This is a genomic window from Frateuria flava, assembly GCF_017837635.1.
GTDB classification, from domain to species: domain Bacteria; phylum Pseudomonadota; class Gammaproteobacteria; order Xanthomonadales; family Rhodanobacteraceae; genus Frateuria_A; species Frateuria_A flava.
On the sequence record NZ_JAGJRS010000021.1, the window covers coordinates 271256 to 294257 of the forward strand.

The 23002-nt window shown below is 69.2% G+C and carries 23 protein-coding genes; 15 read left to right on the forward strand and 8 right to left on the reverse strand.

Annotated features, from left to right (window positions below; genetic code table 11):
* Positions 1–4: 4 nt before the first annotated feature.
* Positions 5–691: an RES family NAD+ phosphorylase gene (locus tag J7I44_RS11665; protein ID WP_209620774.1), complete on the forward strand. Its 687-nt coding sequence runs from the start codon at positions 5–7 to the stop codon at positions 689–691.
* A 78-nt stretch (positions 692–769) separates the two neighbouring features.
* A complete protein-coding gene (locus J7I44_RS11670; RefSeq protein ID WP_209620777.1) occupies positions 770–1414 on the forward strand; it encodes a GDSL-type esterase/lipase family protein in 645 nt (214 codons plus the stop codon).
* A 72-nt stretch (positions 1415–1486) separates the two neighbouring features.
* On the opposite strand, the gene phhA is transcribed toward J7I44_RS11670, so the two are convergent.
* Entirely contained in the window at positions 1487–2383 is an 897-nt protein-coding gene (gene phhA, locus J7I44_RS11675) for a phenylalanine 4-monooxygenase (RefSeq protein ID WP_209620780.1), read from the reverse strand.
* A 147-nt stretch (positions 2384–2530) separates the two neighbouring features.
* Between phhA and J7I44_RS11680 the strand changes: the two genes are divergently transcribed.
* The 3 genes from J7I44_RS11680 to J7I44_RS11690 all read left to right on the forward strand — a co-directional run bounded on the left by J7I44_RS11680 (position 2531) and on the right by J7I44_RS11690 (position 5059).
* Entirely contained in the window at positions 2531–3007 is a 477-nt protein-coding gene (locus tag J7I44_RS11680; RefSeq protein WP_209620783.1) for an Lrp/AsnC family transcriptional regulator, read from the forward strand.
* Positions 3008–3254: 247 nt separating this feature from the next.
* A complete protein-coding gene (locus J7I44_RS11685) occupies positions 3255–4049 on the forward strand; it encodes a lysophospholipid acyltransferase family protein (protein ID WP_209620785.1) in 795 nt (264 codons plus the stop codon).
* Positions 4046–5059: a YheT family hydrolase gene (locus J7I44_RS11690; protein WP_209620787.1), complete on the forward strand. Its 1014-nt coding sequence runs from the start codon at positions 4046–4048 to the stop codon at positions 5057–5059. Before J7I44_RS11685 ends, J7I44_RS11690 begins: the two co-directional genes overlap by 4 nt.
* Before the next feature lie 16 nt (positions 5060–5075).
* Here J7I44_RS11690 and J7I44_RS11695 read toward each other — a convergent pair whose 3' ends face one another.
* Positions 5076–5498, reverse strand: a complete 423-nt coding sequence (locus J7I44_RS11695; protein WP_209620789.1) for a VOC family protein — start codon at positions 5496–5498, stop codon at positions 5076–5078.
* A 163-nt stretch (positions 5499–5661) separates the two neighbouring features.
* Here J7I44_RS11695 and J7I44_RS11700 point away from each other — a divergent pair, with 163 nt between their 5' ends.
* Positions 5662–6438, forward strand: a complete 777-nt coding sequence (locus J7I44_RS11700; RefSeq protein ID WP_209620791.1) for a ZIP family metal transporter — start codon at positions 5662–5664, stop codon at positions 6436–6438.
* A gap of 166 nt (positions 6439–6604) precedes the next feature.
* Here J7I44_RS11700 and J7I44_RS11705 read toward each other — a convergent pair whose 3' ends face one another.
* A complete protein-coding gene (locus tag J7I44_RS11705) occupies positions 6605–7501 on the reverse strand; it encodes a manganese catalase family protein (RefSeq protein WP_209620792.1) in 897 nt (298 codons plus the stop codon).
* A 243-nt stretch (positions 7502–7744) separates the two neighbouring features.
* Entirely contained in the window at positions 7745–9220 is a 1476-nt protein-coding gene (locus J7I44_RS11710; protein WP_209620794.1) for an AAA family ATPase, read from the reverse strand.
* A gap of 125 nt (positions 9221–9345) precedes the next feature.
* Here J7I44_RS11710 and J7I44_RS11715 point away from each other — a divergent pair, with 125 nt between their 5' ends.
* The 7 genes from J7I44_RS11715 to J7I44_RS11745 all read left to right on the forward strand — a co-directional run bounded on the left by J7I44_RS11715 (position 9346) and on the right by J7I44_RS11745 (position 13927).
* Positions 9346–10434, forward strand: a complete 1089-nt coding sequence (locus tag J7I44_RS11715) for a PQQ-dependent sugar dehydrogenase (protein ID WP_209620795.1) — start codon at positions 9346–9348, stop codon at positions 10432–10434.
* 200 nt (positions 10435–10634) lie between these two features.
* Positions 10635–11255, forward strand: a complete 621-nt coding sequence (locus J7I44_RS11720; RefSeq protein WP_209620799.1) for a YbhB/YbcL family Raf kinase inhibitor-like protein — start codon at positions 10635–10637, stop codon at positions 11253–11255.
* A 126-nt stretch (positions 11256–11381) separates the two neighbouring features.
* Positions 11382–11537, forward strand: a complete 156-nt coding sequence (locus J7I44_RS11725) for a DUF1328 domain-containing protein (RefSeq protein WP_091335435.1) — start codon at positions 11382–11384, stop codon at positions 11535–11537.
* 103 nt (positions 11538–11640) lie between these two features.
* Positions 11641–12021 carry an ElaB/YgaM/YqjD family protein gene (locus tag J7I44_RS11730; RefSeq protein ID WP_245188135.1) on the forward strand — a complete coding sequence of 127 codons (381 nt, stop codon included), beginning with the start codon at positions 11641–11643 and terminating at the stop codon, positions 12019–12021.
* A gap of 24 nt (positions 12022–12045) precedes the next feature.
* On the forward strand, positions 12046–12498 hold the full coding sequence (locus J7I44_RS11735) for a hypothetical protein (RefSeq protein WP_209620806.1): 453 nt from the start codon (positions 12046–12048) through the stop codon (positions 12496–12498).
* Positions 12495–12791 carry a hypothetical protein gene (locus J7I44_RS11740; RefSeq protein WP_209620809.1) on the forward strand — a complete coding sequence of 99 codons (297 nt, stop codon included), beginning with the start codon at positions 12495–12497 and terminating at the stop codon, positions 12789–12791. The genes J7I44_RS11735 and J7I44_RS11740 overlap by 4 nt, the downstream gene beginning before the upstream one ends.
* Complete coding sequence (locus J7I44_RS11745) at positions 12788–13927, forward strand: AI-2E family transporter (protein ID WP_209620811.1); 1140 nt, start codon at positions 12788–12790, stop codon at positions 13925–13927. Before J7I44_RS11740 ends, J7I44_RS11745 begins: the two co-directional genes overlap by 4 nt.
* A gap of 93 nt (positions 13928–14020) precedes the next feature.
* Here J7I44_RS11745 and J7I44_RS11750 read toward each other — a convergent pair whose 3' ends face one another.
* The 4 genes from J7I44_RS11750 to J7I44_RS11765 form a co-directional block, all read right to left on the reverse strand.
* On the reverse strand, positions 14021–14992 hold the full coding sequence (locus J7I44_RS11750) for a TolB-like translocation protein (RefSeq protein WP_209620816.1): 972 nt from the start codon (positions 14990–14992) through the stop codon (positions 14021–14023).
* Between the two features lie 218 nt (positions 14993–15210).
* Entirely contained in the window at positions 15211–16611 is a 1401-nt protein-coding gene (locus tag J7I44_RS11755; protein WP_209620820.1) for an efflux transporter outer membrane subunit, read from the reverse strand.
* A gap of 208 nt (positions 16612–16819) precedes the next feature.
* A complete protein-coding gene (locus J7I44_RS11760) occupies positions 16820–20008 on the reverse strand; it encodes an efflux RND transporter permease subunit (RefSeq protein WP_209620824.1) in 3189 nt (1062 codons plus the stop codon).
* Between the two features lie 125 nt (positions 20009–20133).
* Complete coding sequence (locus J7I44_RS11765) at positions 20134–21330, reverse strand: efflux RND transporter periplasmic adaptor subunit (protein ID WP_209620826.1); 1197 nt, start codon at positions 21328–21330, stop codon at positions 20134–20136.
* Between the two features lie 148 nt (positions 21331–21478).
* On the opposite strand from J7I44_RS11765, the gene J7I44_RS11770 reads away from it, so the two are divergent.
* On the forward strand, positions 21479–22438 hold the full coding sequence (locus J7I44_RS11770) for a LysR family transcriptional regulator (RefSeq protein ID WP_209620829.1): 960 nt from the start codon (positions 21479–21481) through the stop codon (positions 22436–22438).
* A 96-nt stretch (positions 22439–22534) separates the two neighbouring features.
* Complete coding sequence (locus tag J7I44_RS16985; RefSeq protein WP_209620832.1) at positions 22535–22981, forward strand: lysozyme inhibitor LprI family protein; 447 nt, start codon at positions 22535–22537, stop codon at positions 22979–22981.
* The last annotated feature ends 21 nt before the right edge of the window (positions 22982–23002 follow it).

Sequence of the window (23002 nt, forward strand, 5' to 3'; positions counted from 1 at the left end):
GACGATGTCTACCGACCTGGCGCCTCTCAAGCGCATCCGCTGGAGCCATGCGTACCGCATCGTGCCCAGCCGCTTCCCGCCGGTGGGCGTGTTCGACCGCATCGCCGACCCCGCCGACCTGGACGCGCTGTTCGCGATCGAGGCGATGACCAACCCGCGCCTGCGCGAGGAAGCGGGCGCGCTGAAGCTGGTGCCGGCCGACCGGCGCATCAGCGGCCCGGGCAGCACGCCGGTAATGGCGGCCTTCACCCACCTCAATCCGGAGGGCAGCCGCTTTTCCGACGGCAGCTGGGGCGTGTTCTATGCCGCGCACAGCGTGGCCACGGCGGTGGAGGAGACCGTCTACCACCGCGAGCGCTTCCTGGCCGCCACCAACGAGCCGGCGTGCGAGGTGGAGATGCGCTGCTACCGCACCAGCATCGACTGCAAGCTGCACGACCTGCGCGGCGGCTGGCCGGCGGTGCACGATCCGGACGACTACGCGGCCAGCGTGGCGCTGGCGCGCACATTACGCGCGGCCGGCTCCGACGGTATCGTCTATGACAGCGCCCGGCACGCGGGCGGCGAGTGCGTGGCGGCGTTCTTCCCGGACGTGGTGGCGCCCTGCGTGCAGGCGCAGCACTTCATCTACCGCTGGGACGGCACGCGCATCGCGCAGGTGCTTGAAGTGAGCGAGCTCAAGCGCCCCTAGCGCGCAAGCCCAGTCCGCCAACGCGATGTTGATCGCCGCCGGCTTAGGGTCGGGAGGTGGTTCGCACGCGGAAATGGCATGTTCGATTCCCGTAATTCTCCGTCCGGCGGCGAAGCGGCCGAGTTCGTCGAATGGCAGAGCGAGATTGCTGCATTCGCCGCCATCGACCGGCTCGATCCGGCGCCGGCCGACGCGGTGCTGTTCGTAGGCAGCTCCTCGATCCGCCTGTGGCATACGCTGGCAGCAGACTTGCCGGACGTACCCACGATCAACCGTGGCTTCGGTGGCTCGGAAATCGCCGACAGCGTGTATTTCGCCGAGCAGCTGATCCGGCCTTACCGGCCACGCGCCATCGTGATGTACGCCGGCGGCAACGACCTGGCCGACGGCAAGTCGCCCACGCAGGTGCGCGACGCCTTCGCCGCGTTCGTCACCCAGGCAAGGCGCTGGGCGGTCGAGGCCCCGTTCGCCTATCTCTCGATCAAGCCCAATCTCTCGCGGCGCCGGCAGTTGCCGCAGATCCGCCAGGCCAACGCGCTGATCCGCGCCTGCGCGCAGGCGCGCGCGGTGGACTACCTGGACATCCATGCGCCGATGCTCGGCGCCGACGGCGAGGCCGACCCGCGCTGGTTCGACGACGACGGACTGCACCTCAACGCCGACGGTTACGCGTTGTGGACCGGCGTCGTGCGCGACTGGCTGGCCAGGCGGGGCCTGTTGTAGGAGCGCCCTTGGGCGCGACCGCGATGCCCGGCGTTGCGCCGCGGGCAAGGATGGCGGTGGCGCGCGAGGGTGTCAGGTATCGGCGTTGGTGGCAAAACCTTCGTGGCTGCCGTAGTGGAACACGCGGTCGGTCTCCTCCAGCACGTCGGCGGCCGCGTGCGGGGTCTTGTCACGCAGGCGCGCGTAGATCGGGGTGAAGTCCGGCGTGGTCGCCTCGAACAACTGCTCGAAGCTGTCGATCACGAAGTAGGTCTGCTGGTAGGTGTCGATGCGGTAGCGCGTGTTCATCACGCGCGCGAGGTCGAAACCGATCCGGTTGGGCGCGTCCGCGTCCAGGCTGTAGATCGATTCGCCCTTGGAGCTGACGATACCGGCACCGTAGATGCGCATGCCGTCGCGCGTGTCGATCAGGCCGAACTCCACCGTGTACCAGTACAGGCGCGTAAGGTTCATCAGCGCCTCGGGGCCGATCGCGTGCGCCTTCATGCCGCCGCGGCCGTAGGCCTGCATATAGTCGGCGAACACCGGGTTGAGCAGCAGCGGCACGTGGCCGAACAGGTCATGGAACAGGTCCGGCTCGGACAGGTAATCCAGCTGCTCGGGCTTGCGGATCCACCAGCTCACCGGGAAGCGGCGGTTGGCCAGGTGGTCGAAGAACACCTCGTCCGGCAGCAGCCCTTCGACGGCGACCAGCTCCCAGCCGGTGGCCTTGGCCAGCACCGTGTTGATGTCGGCAAACTTCGGAATGCCGCCGGCGCCAAGGCCGAACTTCTTCACGCCGTCGAGGAATTCCTGGCAGGCGCGCCCCGGCAGCATTTCGCACTGGCGCTTGAAAAGCGTGTCCCACACCTCGTGATCGGTGCGGCTGTAGCCCGACCAGGGCTGCTCGACCACCCCGGTGGCGTAGACCGGCACGTAGCCGCGATCGGTCTGCTGGTGTTCGACTTTGCGGGGCGTGGCGGTTTCCATGGCGACTCCGGCAGTTTCTGGCGCAATGCGCCTGCGTCCCTCAAGAATACGCTGCGTGATCCGCACGAAGGTTGCGTTTGTTGTGAATCGACCGTGACAGCGCGCAATATCCTTGCGAAGAGAGCGACAATCGCGGAGAAACCGGCCATGCCCAAGCTCGATCGCACCGACCTGCGCCTGCTTGCCGTGCTGCAGGGCGAAGGGCGCATCACCAACGCCGAACTGGCCGAGCGCGTAAGCCTGTCCTCCTCGGCCTGCCTGCGCCGGCTGCAGCGGCTGGAGACCGACGGCGTGATCACCGGCTATGCCGCCCAGGTCGAACCCCAGGCGGTCGGACTGGGCCTGCAGGCGTTCGTGCGCGTGCAACTGGCGCGACACGAAGCCGGCGCGATCGAGCGTTTCGTGGAAAAGGTCGAAGGCTGGGAAGAGGTGGTCGCCTGTCACGCGCTGACCGGCGACATGGACTACCTGCTGCACGTGTACGTGGCGGATCTGCCCCACTTCTCGCGCTTCCTGCTCGACCGGTTGCTCAACGACGCTGGTGTCGCCGACGCCAATTCAAGCTTTGTGTTGCGCACGGTCAAGCGCTCGCCCTCCCTGCCGCTGGGCCATCTGGAAGGCTGACCCCGGGGTAAGGGTGGGCGCCAGCCCACCGCGCGCCACCGGCAGAGCGGGCCGAAGCCCAAGGGCGTCGTCGCGCTGGCCGTTCGCAGGCGGCAGCCATCTCGCGCACGTCCCCGTTGGCGCGGCCTTATCAGCTCGCCTGTTCCGCCGTTCCGGGCCGGCGACGAGCCCACCCTGCTGCGGGCGGCGCGCGGACACCGTCAGGGTGTGCCAGGCCAGTGGCGACTGACGCTAAACTAGCCGGCTCATGGATACCGATCCGACTCCCGCCCGCGATCCCTGGCGTCCCGTGCGCTACCTGTGGCGGGTGCCGCTGCTGGTGCTGCACGTGCTGCTGGGCATCCTGTTGTGCGCGCTGATCCTGAGCTGGAACAGGCACCGCGTGATGGTCGACGGACGCGAGCCGTTCGCCCATCGCATGATCCGCTGGTGGTCGACCATGCTGATGCGCATCTTCGGGCTGCGCTCGGTGCGCGTGGGCAAGCCGCTGCCCGATCCGGTCCTGTTCGTCGCCAACCACACCTCGTGGATCGACATCGAGCTGCTGCACAGCCAGCGGGCCGCCTGCTTCGTGGCCAAGGCCGAGATCGCGCGCTGGCCGCTGGTTGGCTGGATGGCGGCGACCGGCGGCACGATCTTCCACCGCCGCGGCAGCAACCATTCGCTGGCGGCAGTGATGCAGGCGATGGTCGAGCGGCTGCGCGGCGGCCGTTCGGTAGCGGTGTTCCCCGAGGGTGGCACCGGCCACAACGGCGTGCTGAAGGTGTTCCACGCGCGCATCTTCCAGGCCGCGCTGGATGCGCAGGTGCCGGTGCAGCCGGTGGCGCTGCGCTTCGCGCGCGACGGCAAGCGGGTGGTCGATGCCGGCTTCCGCGAAGGGGAGAACTTCATGGGCAACCTGCTGCGCATGCTGGGCGAAGCGCCGCTGGACGCCGAGGTGCATTTTCTCGCCCCCGTGCCGGCCATGCCCGATGCGCGCCGGCGCATGGCCGAGCTGTCGCGCGAGCGCATAGGCGTCGCACTGGAAGATGCCCACGCATGAGCGAGCTGCCGCGCGGAAAGGATTTCCGTCCCCCCTGGCCGCTGACCAGCGGCCATCTCCAGACCATGCTCTCCTCCAGCGGCGTGCGCCGGCTGCTGCTGCCCGCGAGCGCGCGCGAAGTGCTCGAGGGCGCCGAACCGGTGCTGGTCGACGGCGGCGAGGGCGTACGCCTGACCGGCGCGTTCACCGCGCAGCGCACCGGTGGCGCCTCGCGGGGGCTGGCGGTGCTGTTCCACGGCTGGGAAGGCAGCGTCGATTCCACCTATGTGCTGCAGACTGGCAGCCGCCTGCTGCGTGACGGCTGGGACGTGTTCCGGCTCAACTTCCGCGACCACGGCGCTAGCCATCACCTCAACGAGGCGCTGTTCCACTCCTGCCGCATCGATGAGGTGGTGCACTCGCTGCGCGACATCGTGCGCCGGTGGCCACGGCCGGTCACCGCGCTGGCCGGTTTCTCGCTGGGCGGCAACTTTGCCTTGCGCGCGGCGTTGCGTGCACCGCACGCGGGCATCGGGCTGGACTACGCGCTGGCCGTGTGCCCGATCATCGACCCTGGCGAAGGCCTGTTCTCGCTGGAGAAGAGCGCGCCCTGGTTCTACCAGGCGTACTTCATGCGCAAGTGGCGGCAGTCGCTGAAGGCCAAGCAACAGGCCTTCCCGCAGCGGCAGTACTTCGAGCTCGCCGAGCTCAAGCAGAGCCTGCGCGGGCTGACCGAGTCGCTGGTGCTGCGGCACACCGACTTCGAATCGCTCGAGGCGTACCTGGACGGCTATTCGGTAGCGCGCGATGCGCTGGCCGGCCTGGACATCCCGGCCACCATCCTCACCGCGCGCGACGATCCGGTCATCCCCGTGGGTGCGTTCGAGCAGCTTGAGCTGCCGTCGAACATCGAACTGGACATCGCCGACCATGGCGGCCACTGCGGGTTCATCCGCGGCGCCGACATGGTCAGTTTCACCGACGAATACATCGCCGCACGCTTCAACGCCATCACGACGCGCTCCCCGTAGAAGAGCGGGCGCGAGGCTAGCGCGCGAACAGCCGCGCGGGATCGGCGAACGCCTTGAACTCCAGCGCGTTGCCGCACGGATCGAGCAGGAACATGGTGGCCTGTTCGCCCGGCTGGCCGCGGAAGCGGATGTGCGGCTCGACGACGAAGCGGGTGTCGGCCGCGCGCAGGCGATCGGCCAACGCCTGCCAGGCGTCCATCGGCAGCACCAGGCCGAAATGGCGCACCGGCACGGCGTCGCCGTCGACGTCGTGCGCGGCCACGTCGCGCGCTTCGTCCGGGGCCAGGTGCGCGACGATCTGGTGGCCGTGGAAGTCGAAGTCGACCCAGTCGTCGCTGGAACGCCCTTCCGGGCAGCCGAGCAGGCCGCCGTAGAAGGCGCGTGCGTTCGCCAGCGAGCTGACCGGGAAGGCGAGGTGGAAGGGCGGCAGCGTGCGCATGTCTATCTCGCGGGGCGGGGACATCAGCATGAGCGGCGCCGGGCGAAGGATCAACGCCCACCGTTCACGCCGCCAGGGTCGGTCCGGCGTCATGCTGGCCACCCGACACGCCGCCCGATGACCGCATGCCCGTGATGCACCCGCCCACGCGCAGGAGCCCCGCATGGGCATGACGCCGATCCTCGCCGCCACCCTGGGCGGTGCCGCCGGTGCCCTCGCCACGGCACTGGGCACGGTGCCGGCGCTGTTCGCCAGGAACATCGACCAGCGGACCCAGGACACCATGTTCGGCTTCGGCGCGGGGGTCATGCTGGCGGCCAGCGCCTTCTCGCTGGCGCTGCCGGGCATCCACGAAGCCCAGCGGCAGGGGCAGGGGCCGTGGACGGCCGGCGCGCTGGTCGGCGTGGCGATCCTGATCGGGGCGGCCGCGCTGGTGCTGCTCGAGCGCGTGCTGCCGCACGAGCACTTCATCAAGGGACCCGAGGGGCATCCGTCACTGCGGCTCAAGCGTGCCTGGCTGTTCGTGTTCGCCATCTGCCTGCACAACCTGCCCGAGGGCCTGGCGATCGGCGTCGGCTTCGGGCCGGGCGTGGCCCACGGCGTGGCGCTGGCCACCGGCATCGCCATCCAGGACCTGCCCGAGGGGCTGGTGGTGGCGATGGCGCTGATGGCCGCCGGCTACGGGCGGCGCTGGGCGGTGTCGGTAGGGATGGCCTCGGGCCTGATCGAGCCGGTCGGCGCGCTGGTCGGCGCCGGCGTGGTGATCGATTACCCGATGCTGCTGCCGGTGGGGCTGGGCTTCGCGGCCGGCGCGATGCTGTTCGTGGTCAGCCACGAGATCATTCCCGAATCGCACCGGCAGGGACACGAGCATTTCGCCACCGGCGGGTTGATGGTGGGCTTCGTGCTGATGATGCTGCTCGATACCGCGTTCGGTTGAAGCACCGCGCCAGGGCGCCCCTCCGCCCTGCAGTTCAGGTCGCGACGCTCATGCAAGAGCGGTCAAGCGGCAAGGCAGGCGCCTGGACGCTCACCCACGAGCCTTCCCCCGCGCGCGGGGGAAGGTGCCCGAAGGGCGGATGGGGGAAGCCCTGCGGAGATGCGCGTTAGTGGCGGGTGCCCTGCGGCTGGCCACCACTGCGGCCCAGGTCGGCGCCGGTCTCCGGGTTGATCGACGGATTGGAGCGCGTGCGCTGGGCCATCTGCGTCAGCACCGAGCGCTGCTGGTCGGTCATGCCCACCTCCGGCAGGCCGCTGCCGCCGTCCATCGCCAGCATCTTTTCGCGGTCGCTGACGAACTGGAAGTTGTCGTCGCTGTTCCACGGCCCGCGCATGTCGCCCTCCCCCTGCGAGGTGTTGACGTACATGTTGGCGAACTCCGGCTTGCCCGGCAGCTTGCCCGGCGGGAAGTTCGGCTCGATCGCGTAGAGCGCCTTCTCGAACGATTGCTGGTGGGCGATCTCGCGGGTCATCAGGAAACCCAGCGCCTCGCGCACGCCGGCATCGGCGGTGACGTTGATCAGCCGCTCGTAGATGATCTTGGCGCGCGCCTCGGCGGCGATGTTCGAGCGCAGGTCGGCGGTGGGCTCACCGATCGAATCGATGTACCCGGCCGTCCACAACTGGCCGCCGGAGTTGGTCAGCGCCGGCCCGCCGCCGTAGAGCACCTGGGTCACGTGCGAGTCGTTGCCGGCGCCCTGCAGCTCGCGGAACATCTGCGCCTGTTCCTCGGCGCCTTCGGCGAGCTTGCCCTTGCCACCCTTGTTGAGCATGCCCACGATGGTGCCGATGACCTCCAGGTGGCTCAGTTCCTCGGTGGCGATGTCCAGCAGCATGTCCTTGCGACCGGGGTCGTCCTCGGCCAGCGCCTGGGTGAAGTAGCGCATCGCCGCGGCCAGCTCGCCCTGCGGGCCGCCGAATTGTTCGAGCATGAGGTTGGCGAGTGCCGGATTGCATTCGGAAACCCGCACCGTGTACTGCAGGCGTTTGTTGTGAGCGAACATGAGGGGTCCTTGTCGTCTGCGGAGGGAGACGACCGGCACGGAGCACCGGCCGCGAGGGTCTCCGAGAGCGGCAAGAACCGTGCCCTTGGCAGCGGCACGGGTTGTGGCTGTTTGCCGGATCGGTACGGCGCAAGATTTGCGCTCGGCTGCAACATTTGCAGCGCGGCCTTGCGCTTCTCCCCGCCGAGGAGCGGGGGGTGTGAGGGCTTGAGTGCGCGGGAAGGCGAGCGTGGGCGCAGCCGCTCAGTCGGCCGATACGCAGCGTGTGCGCGCCCACTCGCGCAAGGTCTGCACCTGCTCGCGCATCAGCACCGACAACGGCCGCGTCTGCTCCAGCGCGCGGCACAGTGCGGCCTGGTCCGGCGGCACGCCGCTGCCGGCGGTGTCGTACAGCGCACTGACGATGGCCTGCTCGATCTCGGCGCCGGAGAAGCCTTCGCTCGCGGTGGCGAGGGCCGGCAGGTCGAACGCCGCCGGGTCCAGCTTGCGCCGCTTCAGGTGCAGCCCGAATACCGCCGCGCGTGCCGCGGGCGAGGGCAGGTCGACGAAGAAGATCTCGTCGAAGCGGCCCTTGCGCAGCAACTCCGCCGGCAACTGGTCGACCGCGTTGGCGGTGGCGACCACGAACACCTTGGCCTTGCGCTCGGCCATCCAGGTGAGCAGGTAGCCGAGCACGCGGCGCGACACGCCGCCGTCCTCGCCGCCGCCGCTGGCCAGACCTTTCTCGATCTCGTCGATCCACAGCACGCAGGGCGCGAGCAGTTCCACGCTGGCCAGCGCCTCGCGCAGGTTCTTCTCCGTTTCGCCCTGGTACTTGTCGTACAGCGTGCCGAAATCCAGCCGCACCAGCGGCACGCCGAAGCCGCCGGCGGTGGCCTTGGCTGCCAGGCTCTTGCCGCAGCCCTGCACGCCCAACAACAGCACGCCCCTGGGCGGATCGAGCGCCGGCTGCGGATCGAGGAACACCGCGCGGCGGCGCTCGATCCAGGCGTTGAGCCGCGCCACGCCGGCGACGTCAGCGAAGCTCGCGGTGGCGTACTCGTAGTGCAGCAGGCCGGAGCGGTTGAGCAGGTCGAACTTCGAGCGCATCAGGTCGGGCAGGTCGGCGGCGCCCAGCGCGCCGTCGTTGTAGATCAGCTTGCGCACGATCCGTCGCGCGTCCGGTCCGGACAGGCCGACCAGGTTGCGTACCAGCGTGCGTGCGGCATCGCTGTCGACCTCCAGCCGGCGGCCCTGTTCGCGCTGCCACGCCGCCGCTTCGCCACGCAGGATCCCGGCCAGCTCCTTGATGTCCGGCAGTGCCAGCGGCACGCGCAGGGCCAGCGCTTCCAGCGCCGGCGGCAGTTCGATCCGGGCGCCGACCAGCACGAGGGTATGCGCGGCGCTGCGCTGGCGCTGCACGATCTCGCGCAACTGGCGCAGGCTCATCGCATAGCCCAGCAGCGGATGGAAATCGAACAGCAGGTAGACGCCACGCTCCTCGGCGGCGCGGATCGCAGCCAGCGTCGCATCGGCATCCGACGCGATCTCCTGGCCGGCCGGCTGGGCGAAGTCCAGCCGGCGCAGTCCGTCGGTGAGCGTCCAGCGCCACAGCGGCCGCAACGACTGCGCGATGACGTGGCGAAAGCACTCGATCACGCGTTGCTCGTCCACCGTCTCGATCACCAGCAACGGCGTGGCCGCGCGGACCAGGGTGGCCAGGTCGTCCAGTTCGCTCATGCATCCCCCTTGTGAGGCCGCTACGGTAGCAGGGGCGACGGCCGGCACCCACCCGGCCAGCCCATCCTTTCCCGCTTCACGGCACCGGCGTTACGCTGGCTCTTCCGCTGCCAAGGAGAGCCGTCATGCGTCTGCTGCTCGTGCTGCTGCTGGCCCTGTCCGTCGCACCCGCCTGGGCGGCTCCCGCGCTCGACCGGCTGGTCCTGCCCAAGGGCTTCCATGTCGCCGTCTACTCCGACCAGGTCCCGCAGGCGCGCGAACTGGCGGTGGGCGCCAGGGGCACCGTGTTCGTCGGTTCGATGGATGCCGGCAAGGTCTACGCGCTGACCGACGCCGACCACGACGGCCGTGCGGAGAAGGTGCGCGTGGTCGCCAGCGGGCTGCAGCTGCCGGTTGGCGTGGCCTTCCACCAGGGCGACCTGTACGTCTCGGCGGTCAGCCGCATCCTGGTGCTGCGCGACATCGAGAACCACCTGGACGATCCGCCTAAACCCGAGCTGGTCTACGGCAAGTTCCCCACCGAGACGCACCACGGCTGGAAGTTCATCGCCTTCGGCCCCGACGGCAAGCTGTACGTGCCGATCGGCGCGCCGTGCAACCTGTGCGACAAGGACAAGGCTTACGCCAAGCTGACACGCATGAACCCCGACGGCACCGACCTGACCGACGTCGCCTACGGCATCCGCAACACGGTCGGCTTCGACTGGCGGCCCTCGACCGGCAAGCTGTGGTTCACCGACAACGGCCGCGACATGCTCGGCGACGACGTGCCCAGCGACGAGCTCAATCGGCTCGACCACGTCGGCCAGCATTTCGGCTACCCGTACTGCCACCAGGGCGACATCGCCGATCCGGAGTTCGGCAAGGGCCACCCGTGCAAGGACTACGCGCCGCCGGTGCTCAAGCTGGGGCCCCACGTCGCCTCGCTGGGGCTGCGCTTCTATACCGGCAAGCAGTTCCCGGCGCGCTACCGGGGCGCGCTCTTCATCGCCGAACACGGCTCGTGGAACCGCACGACGAAGTCCGGCTACCGCGTGATGGTGGTGCGGCTGGACGGGGCCAAAGTCGCCTCCTACGAGCCCTTCATCACCGGCTTCGAGCAGGACGAGCAGGCCTGGGGCCGACCGGTGGACGTGCAGCCGTTGCCCGATGGCAGCCTGCTGGTGAGCGATGACACGGCCGGCGCGGTGTATCGCGTGACGTACAAGCGCTGAAGCTTTTCTCCCTCTCCCCCCGTTTGATAGATGACCGGAGAGGGGCGGGGTGAGGGCCCGGGGCTCGCGGGGGAAGCCTCCTCGTGTCAGGCAGTTGGAGTCGCCTGTGCGGGACTTGGCCGCTAGGGCTCCCCTCACTCCAACCCTTTCCCCGGAGGGGAGAGGGAGCCGACTTCCCGCAACCTGAGGAGGACCACCCGATGCAACTACGCAGCAACGACTTCCAGGACGGCCAGCCGATCCCGCGCGAGTGCGCCTTCGGCAAGCCGGGCGATCCGATCGCGCTGTCCGACAACCGCAACCCGCACCTGGCCTGGCGCGATGCCCCGCCGCGCACGCGCTCGTTCGTGCTGACCTGCGTCGATGGCGACGCGCCCAGCCGCGGCGACGACGTCAACAAGCAAGGCCGCACGGTCAGCGCCGACCTGCCCCGCACCGACTTCGTGCACTGGCTGATCGCCGACATTCCGGCCGAATGCGGCGAATTCGGCAACGGTTCGTGCAGCGACGGCGTCACAGCCCACGGCAAGCGCGCGCCGACCGGGCCGGCCGGCAGCCACCAGGGCGAGAACGACTACAGCGGATGGTTCGCCGCCGACCCCGACATGGCTGGCACCTACCTCGGCTACGACGGCCCGTGCCCGCCCTGGAACGACGCGCGCGTGCACCGCTACCGTTTCGAACTGCACGCGCTGGACGTTTCCAGCCTGGGGCTGTCCCCTGGATTCAACCGCGAGCAACTGCAGCAGGCGATGAAAGGCCACGTGCTGGCCAGCGCCGCCCTGACCGGCACTTACGCCATCAACCCGGACGCGAAGTGAACGGAGGACGCACTGGCACGCGCCTCTTCACGTGCAGATGGCGACCCCTGTGGATGAATGAGACCCATCGGGCCTTGCAGGCCGGCCCAGGAAGGGGATCGTCTCTCAACCCATGAGGAAGCCGTCATGCTGCATTACGCCATCGTCTTTCTGGTCATCGCGATCATCGCTGCGATCCTCGGTTTCGGCGGCATCGCCGGCGCGGCCGCAGGCATCGCTAAAATCCTGTTCGTCATCTTCCTGATCCTGGCGATCATCGCCTTCTTCCGCCGCGCCAGCTAAAGCGGCGGCCATCACCACCCTCCGGGAGAACGCCATGAACCCGATCCAGAGCTCGTCCACCCCGCGCGACCCCGGTCACAATCCGGCCGTGCCGAATCCCTCGATGGCCGCCGACGCCAGCGATGGTGCGCTGGCAGACGCGGGAATCTCGAAGACGCACACCCGCATCGACCAGGGCGCCGAGCGCGTCAAGCAAGCTACCTCCGATGCGGTCGAGCGCACCAAGCAGGCGGTCAACCACACCGCCGACAAGGTCGAGGCGGGCGTGCACCGTGCCGCCGACAAGACCGCCGGTGCCGCTCACCGGGCCAGCGACAAGGCGGCGGACCTAAGCGAGCGCGGTCGCCAGATGCGCGACGAGACGATGGACAAGGCCGAACTGTGGATGGAGCAGGCGCGCGAGTACGTGCGCGAGAAGCCGATGCAGTCACTCGCCATGGCCGTCGGCGCCGGCTGGCTGCTCGGCCGCATCCTGCGCCGCTGACACCTTCACTGACGAGTGCCAGGGATGCCAGAGGCCGAACATGTCACCACCGGGGACGGCGCCGCTGACGCGGCGCCGTCCCCGGGCGTGCTCGCGGAACTGACCGGCCTGGGCCGCGCGATCAAGGAACTGTTCGGCGCCCAGCTGGAACTGCTCTCGGCCGAAGTCGGCCTCGCGCGCAGCGCGCTCTCGTGGATGTTGCTGGCCGGGCTGGCCGCCACCGTCGCCGGCGTCGGGCTGGGCCTTACCCTGCTGGCGCTGGTCGGCCTGCTGCTGGCCAAGTGGTTCGCGTCCTGGCTCTGGGCGCTGGTGGCGCTGGCCGTGCTGCAACTGGTGTTCATGCTCGCGGCGATCGTTTTCTTCCGCCGGTGCATGCACTGGATGAGTCTTCCCGCCACGCGCACCGAATGGGGTGCGATGATGCGCGACACGCGGGCCAGGGCCCGCCGCCGGGTGGAAGGGGAGGACGCGGCATGAGCATCTTCGGCGAACGCGCGCGGGTACGCGCCGCGCAACGACGGGTGCGCGAGGCGCGCCACGCGGTCACGCTTCCTGCCTCGGCGCTGCTGGCGCGGGGCGAACGCCATCCGTTCGTCATCCTGGGCACCGCGGCGGCGGGAGGCTTCCTGCTCGGGCACTCCCACGCCAAGCCGTTGCACCTGCCTGGCATGAACCACCTGTTCGGTGCGCTGCTGAGCGAGGCGACGACCATCGGCGCCAGCTTCCTCGCCGCGCACACCGCCGCGCAGAGCGCCACCGAGGACGCATGAACGCCCCCGATCCGGTGGTCGCGCCGGCTGCGGTCGACGCGGCGGCGACCGTGCCGCCGCCGGTCGCCGGCTCCCCGCAGCTGCGCTTCGCGCGCAGCCTGCGCCGGCACCTGCTGGCGGTGCGGGTGGTGCTCAATGCGCTGCTGGTGCTGGCGCTGCTGTACACCGTCACGGTCGCCCGCGTGCTGCTGATCCCGCTGGTGCTGGCCGCCTTCATCGGACTGGCGCTCAACCCGATCGTGGCCGCCGGCGCCCGCCATCGCCTGCCACGCTGGCTGACCGCCAGCGTGCTGGTGATCGCGCTGCTGACCGGGCTGGGTGCCGGTGTCGGCGCGCTGGCGCAGCCGGCACTGGGCTGGTTCCACGGCGCCCCGGCGGCGATCCGCAGCTTCGTGCCCAAACTGCGCAGCGTCACCAAGCCGCTGGAAGCGGCCAACCGGGCGACCCAGACGCTGGTCGGCGGCCCGCTGCGCACCGCCCCGGCACCCTCCTCGACCATGGCGATATCGGCCTGGGATGTGGTCTCCACCGCACCCAAGGTGCTGGCGGCGGTGCTTACCGTGGTGCTGCTGGTGTTCTTCTTCCTGGTCTACGGCGACTCACTGCTGCGAAGGCTGGTGGAGATATCGCCCGGCTTCGCCTACAAACGGCACGCGGTCGAAATCGTGCGCAGTATCCAGATCGAGGTCTCGCGCTACCTGCTCACCGCGCTGGCGATCAACGCCACCCTCGGTGCGCTGACCACGCTGATGCTGTGGCTGTACGACATGCCCGACCCTTTGCTGTGGGGCGTGGTGGCGATGACCGCCAACTTCATCCCCTACGTCGGCGCGATCACCACCACCATCGTGCTGGGTCTGGTCGGCATGATCCACGCCCACGACATCGGGCCGGCCCTGCTGCCGGCACTCACCTTCGCCGGCATCACCGCGATCGAAGGCAACCTGATCACGCCGATGATCCAGGGCCACCGCATGCGGCTGTCGCCGATCGCGATCCTGATCTGGCTGCTGGTGTGGGGCTGGTTGTGGGGTATACCCGGCGCGCTGCTGGCGGTGCCGATGCTCACCAGCGCCAAGCTGATCACCGAGCGCGTACGTGGCTGGGGCTGGTTCGCGGTCATGGTGCAGCGCTAGCGCCGAACGGCCCTCTGCGGGACCCGCTTGCGGGCGATGCTCTTCTGCAAGGAACCAGGTGCATCGCAAGCGGGCTGCCACGGTGAAGGAGCGTCAGCGGGCGATGCCGTGCGCCTTCAGCACCGCGCCGATGTCGAAACGCCACACGTTGCGCGAGCCGTTGAGCGGACTTTCCAGCCGTTGCTGCAGCGAATGCGCGTCGTCGCGGGCCTTGGGAAAGTGCACTTCCTCCCCGCGGTTGCTCGACACGTACAGCTCGCCGAAGCGGCGGCCCAGCGACGGCGCATTTTCCAGGCTGTCGCTGTTGACCTCGCCGGCCAGGTGCTCGGGCTTGCCCCAGCGCCCATCCGGCTGGCGGAAGGCGATGTAGATGTCGGCGCGACCCAGTGCGTCGCCCTCGTCGCCGGCGAACAGGATGAAGCGTTGGTCCGGATCGATGGCCGGGTCCATGCGGTTGTGCGCGGGGTCGCCCAGCTCGACGCGCTCGGGCGGGGCCAGGCCATGCGCGGTCTGGCGCGCGACGTAGATCTGGTACGCGCGGCCGGAATCGGGGCGATGCGCGGAAAAATACACGTCGCCATTGGCCGCGACGGAGGGGTTGTAGATCATCGCACCGTCGTTGAGCGCGCCGTCGACGTGCACCGGTTCACCCCAGCGACCATCGGCCTGGCGCTCGACGTACCACAGATTCTTCCCAGGGAACGGGTGCCCGGCCATCTGCGCCATCACTGGCGCAGCGCCCGGCCGCGGCGGGCGGTTGGACACGAAGTACAGGCGTTTGCCATCGGGCGAGACGCTCGGTTCGGAGTCGTGCCACTGGCCGGAGAAGCTGGTCACCTCGGGCGTCGACCAGTGCCCGTGCTGGCGATGCGAGACCAGAATGGTGTCGTCCTTCTCGCCGAAGTCCGAGCGCATGAAGTAGACCGTGCCGCCGTCGGGCGAGAACGTCGCCGAGGTCTCCTGCAGGCCGGTGGAAATCACGCCGGGAGCGAGCAGTTCGGCGGCGGTGGCGGTGGTGCAGGCCAGGGCGAGCGCCATGGCGCAGGCGAAGCGATGCGGGTTCATCGAGCCTTCCTTGTGGGGGAAGGCGCCGCAGGGGTGCCACGGAAGCTCGCGCATCGCGTGGTGCGGCGCCAGGAAGCGGCAGTGTGCCGAGCGCGCCGGGGCGCGCAACAGTGCCTGAAGACCTGTTTCGGACGGCGCGCGCGGTGAAGTTGCGGGCGGTCTCGAAGGGCGCATCGGTCGGCACGCCCTCTGATGGCGTGCGCCGTCATGGGGCTGCGTCAGGGCGTGGCGGCCAGCGCCGTGCAACGCGCGTCGGCGCACGCCTGCCAGCCGCCGCCGAGCGCCTTGTACAACGCAATGGCCTGGAGGTTGATGCCGGCCTCCGCCTCGGCGAGCTGGTCCTCGGCGGCAAGCTGGGTGCGCTGGGCGTCGAGCAGTTCGAGGTAGTCGATGGCGCCGGCGTCGTAGCGGATCTTTGCCAGCTTCGCGGCACGCGCGCTCTGGTCGGCCTGCTCGAACAGGTGTTGCACGCGCACGCGCTGCTGGTTGTAGCCGACCAGTGCGTTGTCCACGTCTTCCAGTGCGCGCAACACGGTGCGCTGGTAGGTGGCCAGCGCCGCGTCCGCACGCGCCTCGCTGGCCTTCACGCCGGAACGCACGCGCTGCACGTTGAGGCCGGACCAGCTGAGGCTGGGCGCGATCGACCAGGCGCGCGTCGATGGGCTGCCGAAGTCGTTGCTGCGGCCCGCCAGGAAGCCGAGGAACCCGCCCAGCCGGATGTGCGGAAACCAGTCCGCCTTGGCCACGCCGATGCGGGCGTTGGCGGCGGCCAACTCGCGTTCGGCCATGCGGATGTCCGGGCGGCGCCTGAGCACGTCGTCCGCGTTGCCAATCGGCAGGGTGGTGTCGATCGGCGTGAAGTGCGCGCTCGAGAGGTCGATGTCCAGGCCGCCGGGACGCTCGCCCAGCAGCACGGCCAGCCGGAAGCGGTCCGCCTGCGCCCGCGAGGTGAGCACCGGCAGCGTCGCCTCGACGCCGGCCAGGCGTGCGCGGGCGCTGGCCACGTCCTGCTCGGAACCGGTGCCGAGCGCGGCGCGGCTTTCGATCAGCTCCAGCGCCTCGCGCTGGTTGGCGATGTCGCGCTGCGCCACTTCCACGCGCAGCTGGGTACCACGCAGGTCGAAGTAGTTGCGCGCGACTTCGGCGAACAGCGTGACCTGGGCGTCCTGCAGTGAGGCGGCCGCGGCCTCGCTGTCAGCACGCGCGGCTTCGACCTGGCGACGCACGCCGCCGAACAGGTCCAGCTCCCAGCTGGCGTCAAAGCCGGCCTGGTAGGTGGTCGTGGTGGTGCGCTGCTCGCTGACACCGGGCGTCTGGCCGCGGCGGCGCGTGTAGCTGGCGGCGGTTTCGATGTCCGGCCATTGCTCGGAGCGCGCGGTGCCGAGCAGGGCGCGGGCTTCCCTCAGATGGGCGATGGCGATCTTCAGGTCCGGGGCGTTCTTTGCGGCGCGGCTGATCAGGGTGTCGAGGGTCGGGTCGTTGAACTGCTTCCACCAGTCGACCTGGAAGTCGGCGTTCGACTGGCGCGTGGTGTCCACGCCCTGCAGTGTCACCGGCTTTTCGGACGGCTGGCGGTAGTCCGGGCCGACGTTGATGCAACCGGCCAGCAAAGCGGCCATCGCCACAGCCAGGATGCGGAGCGCGCTCCTGGCTCCCTCTCCCCTCCGGGGAGAGGGTTGGGGTGAGGGCGCGGGGCTCGCGGGGAAGCTCATAAGAGCAGGCTCTGATGTAAGGCCGCCGCTAGAGCGGCCCCTCACCCCAGCCCTCTCCCCCATCCTCGATAAGAGCCGGGGGAGAGGGAGCAGACTTTTCGTAACTTGTGACATCTCAATGCTCCTCGATAGCAACCGGCAACGCCGCATGGCGCGCGGCACGCCTTGCCGCCGCACGCTCGCTCCAGCCGCGCACGATCACGTAGAACAGGGGGGTGAACAGCAGGCCGAAGAAGGTCACGCCCAACATGCCGGAGAACACCGCCACGCCCATCGCGTGGCGCATCTCCGCGCCGGCCCCGTGCGAGGTCACCAGCGGCACCACGCCCATGATGAAAGCGAAGCTGGTCATCAGGATCGGGCGCAGTCGCAGTCGTGCCGCTTCCAGCACCGCCTGCCGGCGGTCCAGCCCGTCGTGGATCTGCGCCTCGCGGGCGAACTCCACGATCAGGATGGCGTTCTTGCAGGCCAGGCCCACCAGCACGATCAGACCGATCTGGGTGAAGATGTTGTTGTCGCCGCCGGACAGCCACACGCCGGCGATCGCGGACAGCAGCACCATCGGCACGATCAGGATCACCGCCAGCGGCAGGGTCAGGCTCTCGTACAGCGAGGCCAGCACCAGGAACACCAGCAGCACGCACAGCGGGAACACCAGCACCGCGGTGTTGCCGGCCAGGATCTGCTGGTAGGTCAGCTCGGTCCACTCGAAGCTCATGCCGTTGGGCAGGTTGTCGCGGGCCAGCTTCTCCATCGCCGCCTGCGCCTGGCCCGAGCTGTAGCCCGGCGCCGGGCCGCCGTTGATCTCGGCGGTGGGATAGCCGTTGTAGTGCTGCACGCGGTCGGGACCGACGCCCTGGTGCACCTGCACGAACGAGCCCAGCGGGACCGCCTCGCCCGCGGCATTGCGCGTCTTCAACCGAAGGATGTCCTCTGGCTCGCGGCGGAAGCCCGGCTCGGCCGAGACGTTGACCTGGTAGGTGCGCCCGAAGCGGTTGAAGTCGTTGACGTAGAGCGAACCCATGTAGGCCTGCATGGTCTGGTAGACGTCGGCCAGGTTCACGCCCTCGGCCTTGACCTTCTCGCGGTCCACCTCGGCGTCGATCTGCGGCACGCTCACCTGGTAGCTGGAGAACAGCCCCGCCAGTGCCGGCACCTGCTGGCTCTTGGCGATCAGGTTCTGGGTCTGCCTGAACAGTTCCTCGAAGCCCTGTTCGGCGCGGTCCTCGATCTGGATGCGGAAGCCGCCGATCGTGCCCAGGCCCATCACCGGCGGTGGCGGGAACACGGCGATGTACGCGTCCTGGATCGCAGCGTATTTCTGGTTGAGCGCACCGGCGATGGCGCCGGCCGACAGCGCCGGATCGGTGCGTTCCTCGAACGGCTTGAGCGTGACGAACACGATGCCGCTGTTGGGCGAGTTGGTGAAGCCGTTGATCGACAGGCCCGGGAACGCCACCGCGCTCTCCACGCCCGGTTGCTTGAGCGCGATGGCGCTCATGCGGCGGATCACGTCCTCGCTGCGATCCAGCGACGCTGCATCGGGCAACTGCGCGAAGGAGACCAGGTACTGCTTGTCCTGCGAAGGCACGAAGCCGGCCGGCACGTGGACGAAGCCGAATACGCCCAGCGCCACCAGCGCGCCGTAGATCACCAGCGCCGGCGCGCCCTTGCCGAGCACACGCCGCACGCCGCCGACATAGCGGTCCGCGCCGCTGACGAACATCCGGTTGAACGGGCGGAACAGCCAGCCGAAGCCGCGCTCGAGCAGGAGGCTGAAGCGGTCCTTCGGCACGCCGCGCTCCTTGAGCAGCAGCGCGGAAAGCGCCGGGCTCAGGGTCAGCGAGTTGAACGCCGAGATGACGGTGGAGATGGCGATGGTCAGCGCGAACTGGCGATAGAACTCGCCCGTCAGGCCGCTGATGAAGGCCGCCGGGATGAACACCGCGCACAGCACCAGGGCGGTGGCCACGATCGGCCCGGTCACCTCGGTCATCGCGCGGCGCGTGGCTTCCTTCGGCTTGAGCCCGTGCTCGATGTGGCGCTCGACGTTCTCCACCACCACGATGGCGTCATCCACCACGATGCCGATCGCCAAAACAAGACCGAACAGCGACAACGCGTTGAGCGAGAAACCGGCCAGGTACATCACCGCGAAGGTGCCCACCAGCGACACCGGCACGGCCACCAGCGGGATGATCGAGGCGCGCCAGGTCTGCAGGAACAGGATCACCACCAGCACGACCAGCGCGATCGCCTCGAACAGCGTGTGCACCACCGCCTCGATCGAGCCGCGCACGAACACGGTCGGGTCATAGACGATCCTGTAGTCGACGCCCTGCGGGAAGTCCGCCTTCAGCTGCGCCATGGTGGCGCGCACTTCGTCGGAGATCTGGATCGCGTTGGAACCCGGGCGGGCGAAGATCGGCATCGCCACCGCCGGCTTGTTGTCCAGCAGGCTGCGCAGCGCATAGTTGTTCGAGCCCAGTTCGACCCGCGCCACGTCGCGCAGGTGCGTGACTGCGCCATCCTTCGTCGTGCGCAGCACGATGTTGGCGAAGTCGTCCTCGGTGACCAGGCGGCCGCGGGTGTTGATGTTGAGCTGGAACGCCGCGCCGTTGGGCGCCGGCGGCGCATTGAGCGAACCGGCCGCGACGTCCACGTTCTGCTCGCGGATCGCATTGACCACGTCGCCGGTGGTCAGCCCGCGCATCGCCAGCTTCTCCGGGTTCAGCCACACGCGCATCGAGTACTCGCCGGCACCGAACAGCTGCACGTCGCCCACGCCGTCCAGCCGCGCGAGCTGATCCTTGATGTGCAGCCGCGCGTAGTTGGACAGGTACAGCATGTCGTAGCGCTGGTCGGGCGAGATCAGGTGCACGACCATGGTCAGGTCGGGCGAGCTTTTCTGCGTGGTCACGCCGAGCCGTTGCACTTCCTCGGGCAATCGCGGCAGGGCCTGCGCGACGCGGTTCTGCACCTGCACCTGGGCGTTGTCCAGGTTGGTGCCGAGCGCGAAGGTGACCGTCAGCGTCATCGCGCCATCGCTGGTGGCCTGCGAGGACGTATAGAGCATGCCCTCGACGCCGTTGATCTGTTCCTCCAGCGGCGTGGCGACGGTGGCGGCGATCACCTTGGGGTTGGCGCCGGGATAGGTGGCGCGCACGACCACCGTCGGCGGCACCACCTCCGGGTATTCGCCGATCGGCAGCTTGAACAGCGCGATCGCGCCGGCGATCACGATCAGCACCGACAGCACGCCGGCCAGGATCGGGCGCTCCACGAAATATTGGGCGAGTTTCATTGCTTGGGTTTCCCTGATGTGCTCCTCCCCCTGCCTGCAGGGGGAGGCTGGGAGGGGGTTCGCCCTTATGACGAAGAGCACCCCTCCCCAACCCTCCCCTGCAAGCAGGGGAGGGAGTCATGGCGTTATTTGCGCGAGGCAACCTTCACTGCGCTGCCACCGACGCCGGCAAGCTGGCGATCGGCGTCCAGGCTGCGGCTCTCCATCGCCACCCGCGTGGGGCTGACCTCCATTCCCGGCCGCACGTGCTGCAGGCCGTTGACCACCACCACGTCCTTGGCGGTGAGGCCCGCGGTGACCACGCGCAGCCCGTCGGCCAGCGGCCCCAGCGTGACCTTGCGGTAGGCGACCTTGTGGTCCGGCTCAAGCACGTAAACGAACTTGTTGCCCAGGTCCGTGCCGACCGCGCGCTCGTCGATCAATGCGCGCGGCTTGCTGCTGGGTGTACGCAGTTCCAGACGTACGTACAGGCCCGGCGTGTAGCGGCCATCGTCGTTGTCGAACACCGCGCGCAGGCGCATCGTGCCGCTGTCGGCGTCGAGCTGGTTGTCGACGAAGTCGATGCGGCCGGCATGCGGGTAGCCCTCTTCATCCACCAGGCCCATCGCCACCTGCGGTGCCACGCCGCGCTCGCGACGGAGCTGGTCGAGCTTCAGGTACGCGTGCTCGTCGACGGTGAAATAGGCATACACCGGGTCGACGCTGACCACGCGGGTCAGCACGTCGGCGGGCGTCACCAGGTTGCCGGGCGTGATCCGCGCGTTGCTCACGCGGCCGTCGATCGGCGCACGCACTTCGGTGAAGCTGCGGTCCAGCCGGGCCGCGTCCAGCGCCGCGCCGGTGGCCGACGCCTGCGCCTTCGCGCTGGCCGCCGCGGTGGCCAGGCGATCGGCCTCCTGGGTGGAGATCGCGTGCTGCGCCAGCAGCTTCTTCGCCCGCTCGGCGTTGGAGGCGGCGAGCTTCTGCTCGGCGCGCGCCTGCTCGAGGGTGGCGGCGAGTCGATCGACTTCGGCCTGGTACGGCCGCGGGTCGATGGTGAACAGCAGTTCGCCCTTGCGCACCCGCGCGCCTTCCTTGAAGTGCACGGCGGTGACGTAGCCGCTCACGCGCGGATGCACGTCGACGGTGTCCACCGCCTGCAGGCGGCCGGTGAAGGCATCGGTGTCGCTGACCGGGCGCACCAGCGTCTGCGCCACGGTGACCGCGGGCGGCGGCGGCGCGCCGGTGTCCTGCGCGTGGCTTTCGCCCTGGCTGCCGAGCAGCGCCCAGCTGCCGGCCGCGACCGCCACGGCCAGGCTCAAGAGGATCCATCGCTTTTTCATCATGCGCTCCCGCGTCTAAATTAGTGCACCGGTCGGTACAGAACCGGCGAAGGCCCGGGAGAATAGGTACACTTGCCGGTATAGAAAACCGGGGCTTGGTGCAATGCAATCGTGCCGCCGAGTCACGAATTACCCTGGAGTGGGCTCGATGGAAGACTTCGCAGCAATTTCTGCCTTCGTCCGCGTGGTCGAGGCCAAGACCTTTGCCGCCGCTGCCGCACAGTTGGGAATGACCCCCTCGGGCGTCAGCCGCGCGGTGTCCCGGCTGGAAGAACGCCTCGGCGCGCGCCTGCTATTCCGCTCGACCCGCTCGCTGCGGCTGACCGACGACGGCGCGGTGTTCCATGCGCGCTGCAAGGACATTCTGGCCGACCTGGCCGAAGCGACCGAGGCGCTCGGCTACGCCAACCGCAAGCCGGTCGGCAAGCTGCGCGTGGCGGTGTCGCTGGCGGTGGGGCGCGCGGCGCTGATCCCGCGGCTGGCCGAGTTCGAGCAACGCTATCCGGATATCCGGCTGGAGCTGTCGATGAGCGACCTGCCAGCGGACTTGAACGGCGAGGGCATCGACTGCGCCATCCGCGTGGGCGAGCTGGAAGACTCCAGCCTGATCGCGCGCAAGATCGGCTACCTGCGCAACGTGGTGTGCGCCTCGCCGGCGTACCTGGCCCGCTACGGCGCGCCGCAGACGATCGACGATCTCAAGCAGCACCGCTGCATCAATTACGTCTATCCCAACGGCCGCCCGCGGCAGTGGATGTTCGACGGCGCCAACGGGCCGATCGCGGTCGACGTGGACGGGCACCTGCTGATCAACGACGCCGAGTCGGTGATCCAGGCGGTGGCCGCGGGGCTGGGGATCACCCAGGCGCCGCACATGATGGTCGCCTGCATGCTCGACTGGGGAAAGCTGCAGCTGGTGATGACCGACACCCGCTCCACCGGCAAGCCGGTGTGGATCGTCTATCCGCAGAAGAAGCACCTCTCCGCCCGCGTGCAGGCTTTCATCGAATGGGTGCGCGAAATCTTCGAGCGGACCAACGAGCCGCAGTTCCGGGCGCCCGTGGCGGCGGGAACGGTCAAGCAGGGCGTGCCGGCCGCGGCTGCCTGACCGCTGGACGCGGCGAGGGCTGACAGACAACGCCAACCGGCGTGCGAGAGGCTCCCGGGCCGCCCTGACGGGCCCGACTGCCTTTGGGAGAACGCCGTGCATCATTTCGCTACAAGGGCATCGCTTTGCGCGTGCCTCCTTGGTCTGGGTTGGGCTGTGGCGCACGCGGCCGACCGCTGGCCGGCCTATCCGATGCCGGCCAGCGATGTCGCCCTCGACGCCGCCCTCATGCGGATCAAGCTGCGTCCGACGTACATGGCTTGCCTGAAGCGCGGGCGCGACGCGGATGACGCTGTCGCCTGCATCCGCGCCGAGTACCCGTATCAACACCTCCGCCTGGACCAGGCCTACCGGCGGCTTGCGTCGCGCATGGGCCCGTCGCGGCGGGCGCCACTGGACGACGAACAGGAGCGTTGGTTGCGCTGGCGCGATGCCCGCTGCGGGCGGGAAGAGATCGACATGGGCATGGCCGCCTGCGTGATCGAGATGGACGCCGACCGCGCCACCGAACTCGAAGAGCGCATGGCCGGGTTCGCGGGATAACTTCGGCCGTGTGGTGAGGCA

Excerpts from the sequence above, each read along its gene's own strand:
- J7I44_RS11665 (WP_209620774.1), top strand. The coding sequence starts at position 5 with ATGTCTACCGACCTGGCGCCTCTCAAGCGCATCCGCTGGAGCCATGCG.
- J7I44_RS11670 (WP_209620777.1), top strand. The coding sequence starts at position 770 with ATGTTCGATTCCCGTAATTCTCCGTCCGGCGGCGAAGCGGCCGAGTTC.
- phhA (WP_209620780.1), bottom strand. The coding sequence starts at position 2,383 with ATGGAAACCGCCACGCCCCGCAAAGTCGAACACCAGCAGACCGATCGC.
- J7I44_RS11680 (WP_209620783.1), top strand. The coding sequence starts at position 2,531 with ATGCCCAAGCTCGATCGCACCGACCTGCGCCTGCTTGCCGTGCTGCAG.
- J7I44_RS11685 (WP_209620785.1), top strand. The coding sequence starts at position 3,255 with ATGGATACCGATCCGACTCCCGCCCGCGATCCCTGGCGTCCCGTGCGC.
- J7I44_RS11690 (WP_209620787.1), top strand. The coding sequence starts at position 4,046 with ATGAGCGAGCTGCCGCGCGGAAAGGATTTCCGTCCCCCCTGGCCGCTG.
- J7I44_RS11695 (WP_209620789.1), bottom strand. The coding sequence starts at position 5,498 with ATGCGCACGCTGCCGCCCTTCCACCTCGCCTTCCCGGTCAGCTCGCTG.
- J7I44_RS11700 (WP_209620791.1), top strand. The coding sequence starts at position 5,662 with ATGGGCATGACGCCGATCCTCGCCGCCACCCTGGGCGGTGCCGCCGGT.
- J7I44_RS11705 (WP_209620792.1), bottom strand. The coding sequence starts at position 7,501 with ATGTTCGCTCACAACAAACGCCTGCAGTACACGGTGCGGGTTTCCGAA.
- J7I44_RS11710 (WP_209620794.1), bottom strand. The coding sequence starts at position 9,220 with ATGAGCGAACTGGACGACCTGGCCACCCTGGTCCGCGCGGCCACGCCG.
- J7I44_RS11715 (WP_209620795.1), top strand. The coding sequence starts at position 9,346 with ATGCGTCTGCTGCTCGTGCTGCTGCTGGCCCTGTCCGTCGCACCCGCC.
- J7I44_RS11720 (WP_209620799.1), top strand. The coding sequence starts at position 10,635 with ATGCAACTACGCAGCAACGACTTCCAGGACGGCCAGCCGATCCCGCGC.
- J7I44_RS11725 (WP_091335435.1), top strand. The coding sequence starts at position 11,382 with ATGCTGCATTACGCCATCGTCTTTCTGGTCATCGCGATCATCGCTGCG.
- J7I44_RS11730 (WP_245188135.1), top strand. The coding sequence starts at position 11,641 with ATGGCCGCCGACGCCAGCGATGGTGCGCTGGCAGACGCGGGAATCTCG.
- J7I44_RS11735 (WP_209620806.1), top strand. The coding sequence starts at position 12,046 with ATGCCAGAGGCCGAACATGTCACCACCGGGGACGGCGCCGCTGACGCG.
- J7I44_RS11740 (WP_209620809.1), top strand. The coding sequence starts at position 12,495 with ATGAGCATCTTCGGCGAACGCGCGCGGGTACGCGCCGCGCAACGACGG.
- J7I44_RS11745 (WP_209620811.1), top strand. The coding sequence starts at position 12,788 with ATGAACGCCCCCGATCCGGTGGTCGCGCCGGCTGCGGTCGACGCGGCG.
- J7I44_RS11750 (WP_209620816.1), bottom strand. The coding sequence starts at position 14,992 with ATGAACCCGCATCGCTTCGCCTGCGCCATGGCGCTCGCCCTGGCCTGC.
- J7I44_RS11755 (WP_209620820.1), bottom strand. The coding sequence starts at position 16,611 with ATGGCCGCTTTGCTGGCCGGTTGCATCAACGTCGGCCCGGACTACCGC.
- J7I44_RS11760 (WP_209620824.1), bottom strand. The coding sequence starts at position 20,008 with ATGAAACTCGCCCAATATTTCGTGGAGCGCCCGATCCTGGCCGGCGTG.
- J7I44_RS11765 (WP_209620826.1), bottom strand. The coding sequence starts at position 21,330 with ATGAAAAAGCGATGGATCCTCTTGAGCCTGGCCGTGGCGGTCGCGGCC.
- J7I44_RS11770 (WP_209620829.1), top strand. The coding sequence starts at position 21,479 with ATGGAAGACTTCGCAGCAATTTCTGCCTTCGTCCGCGTGGTCGAGGCC.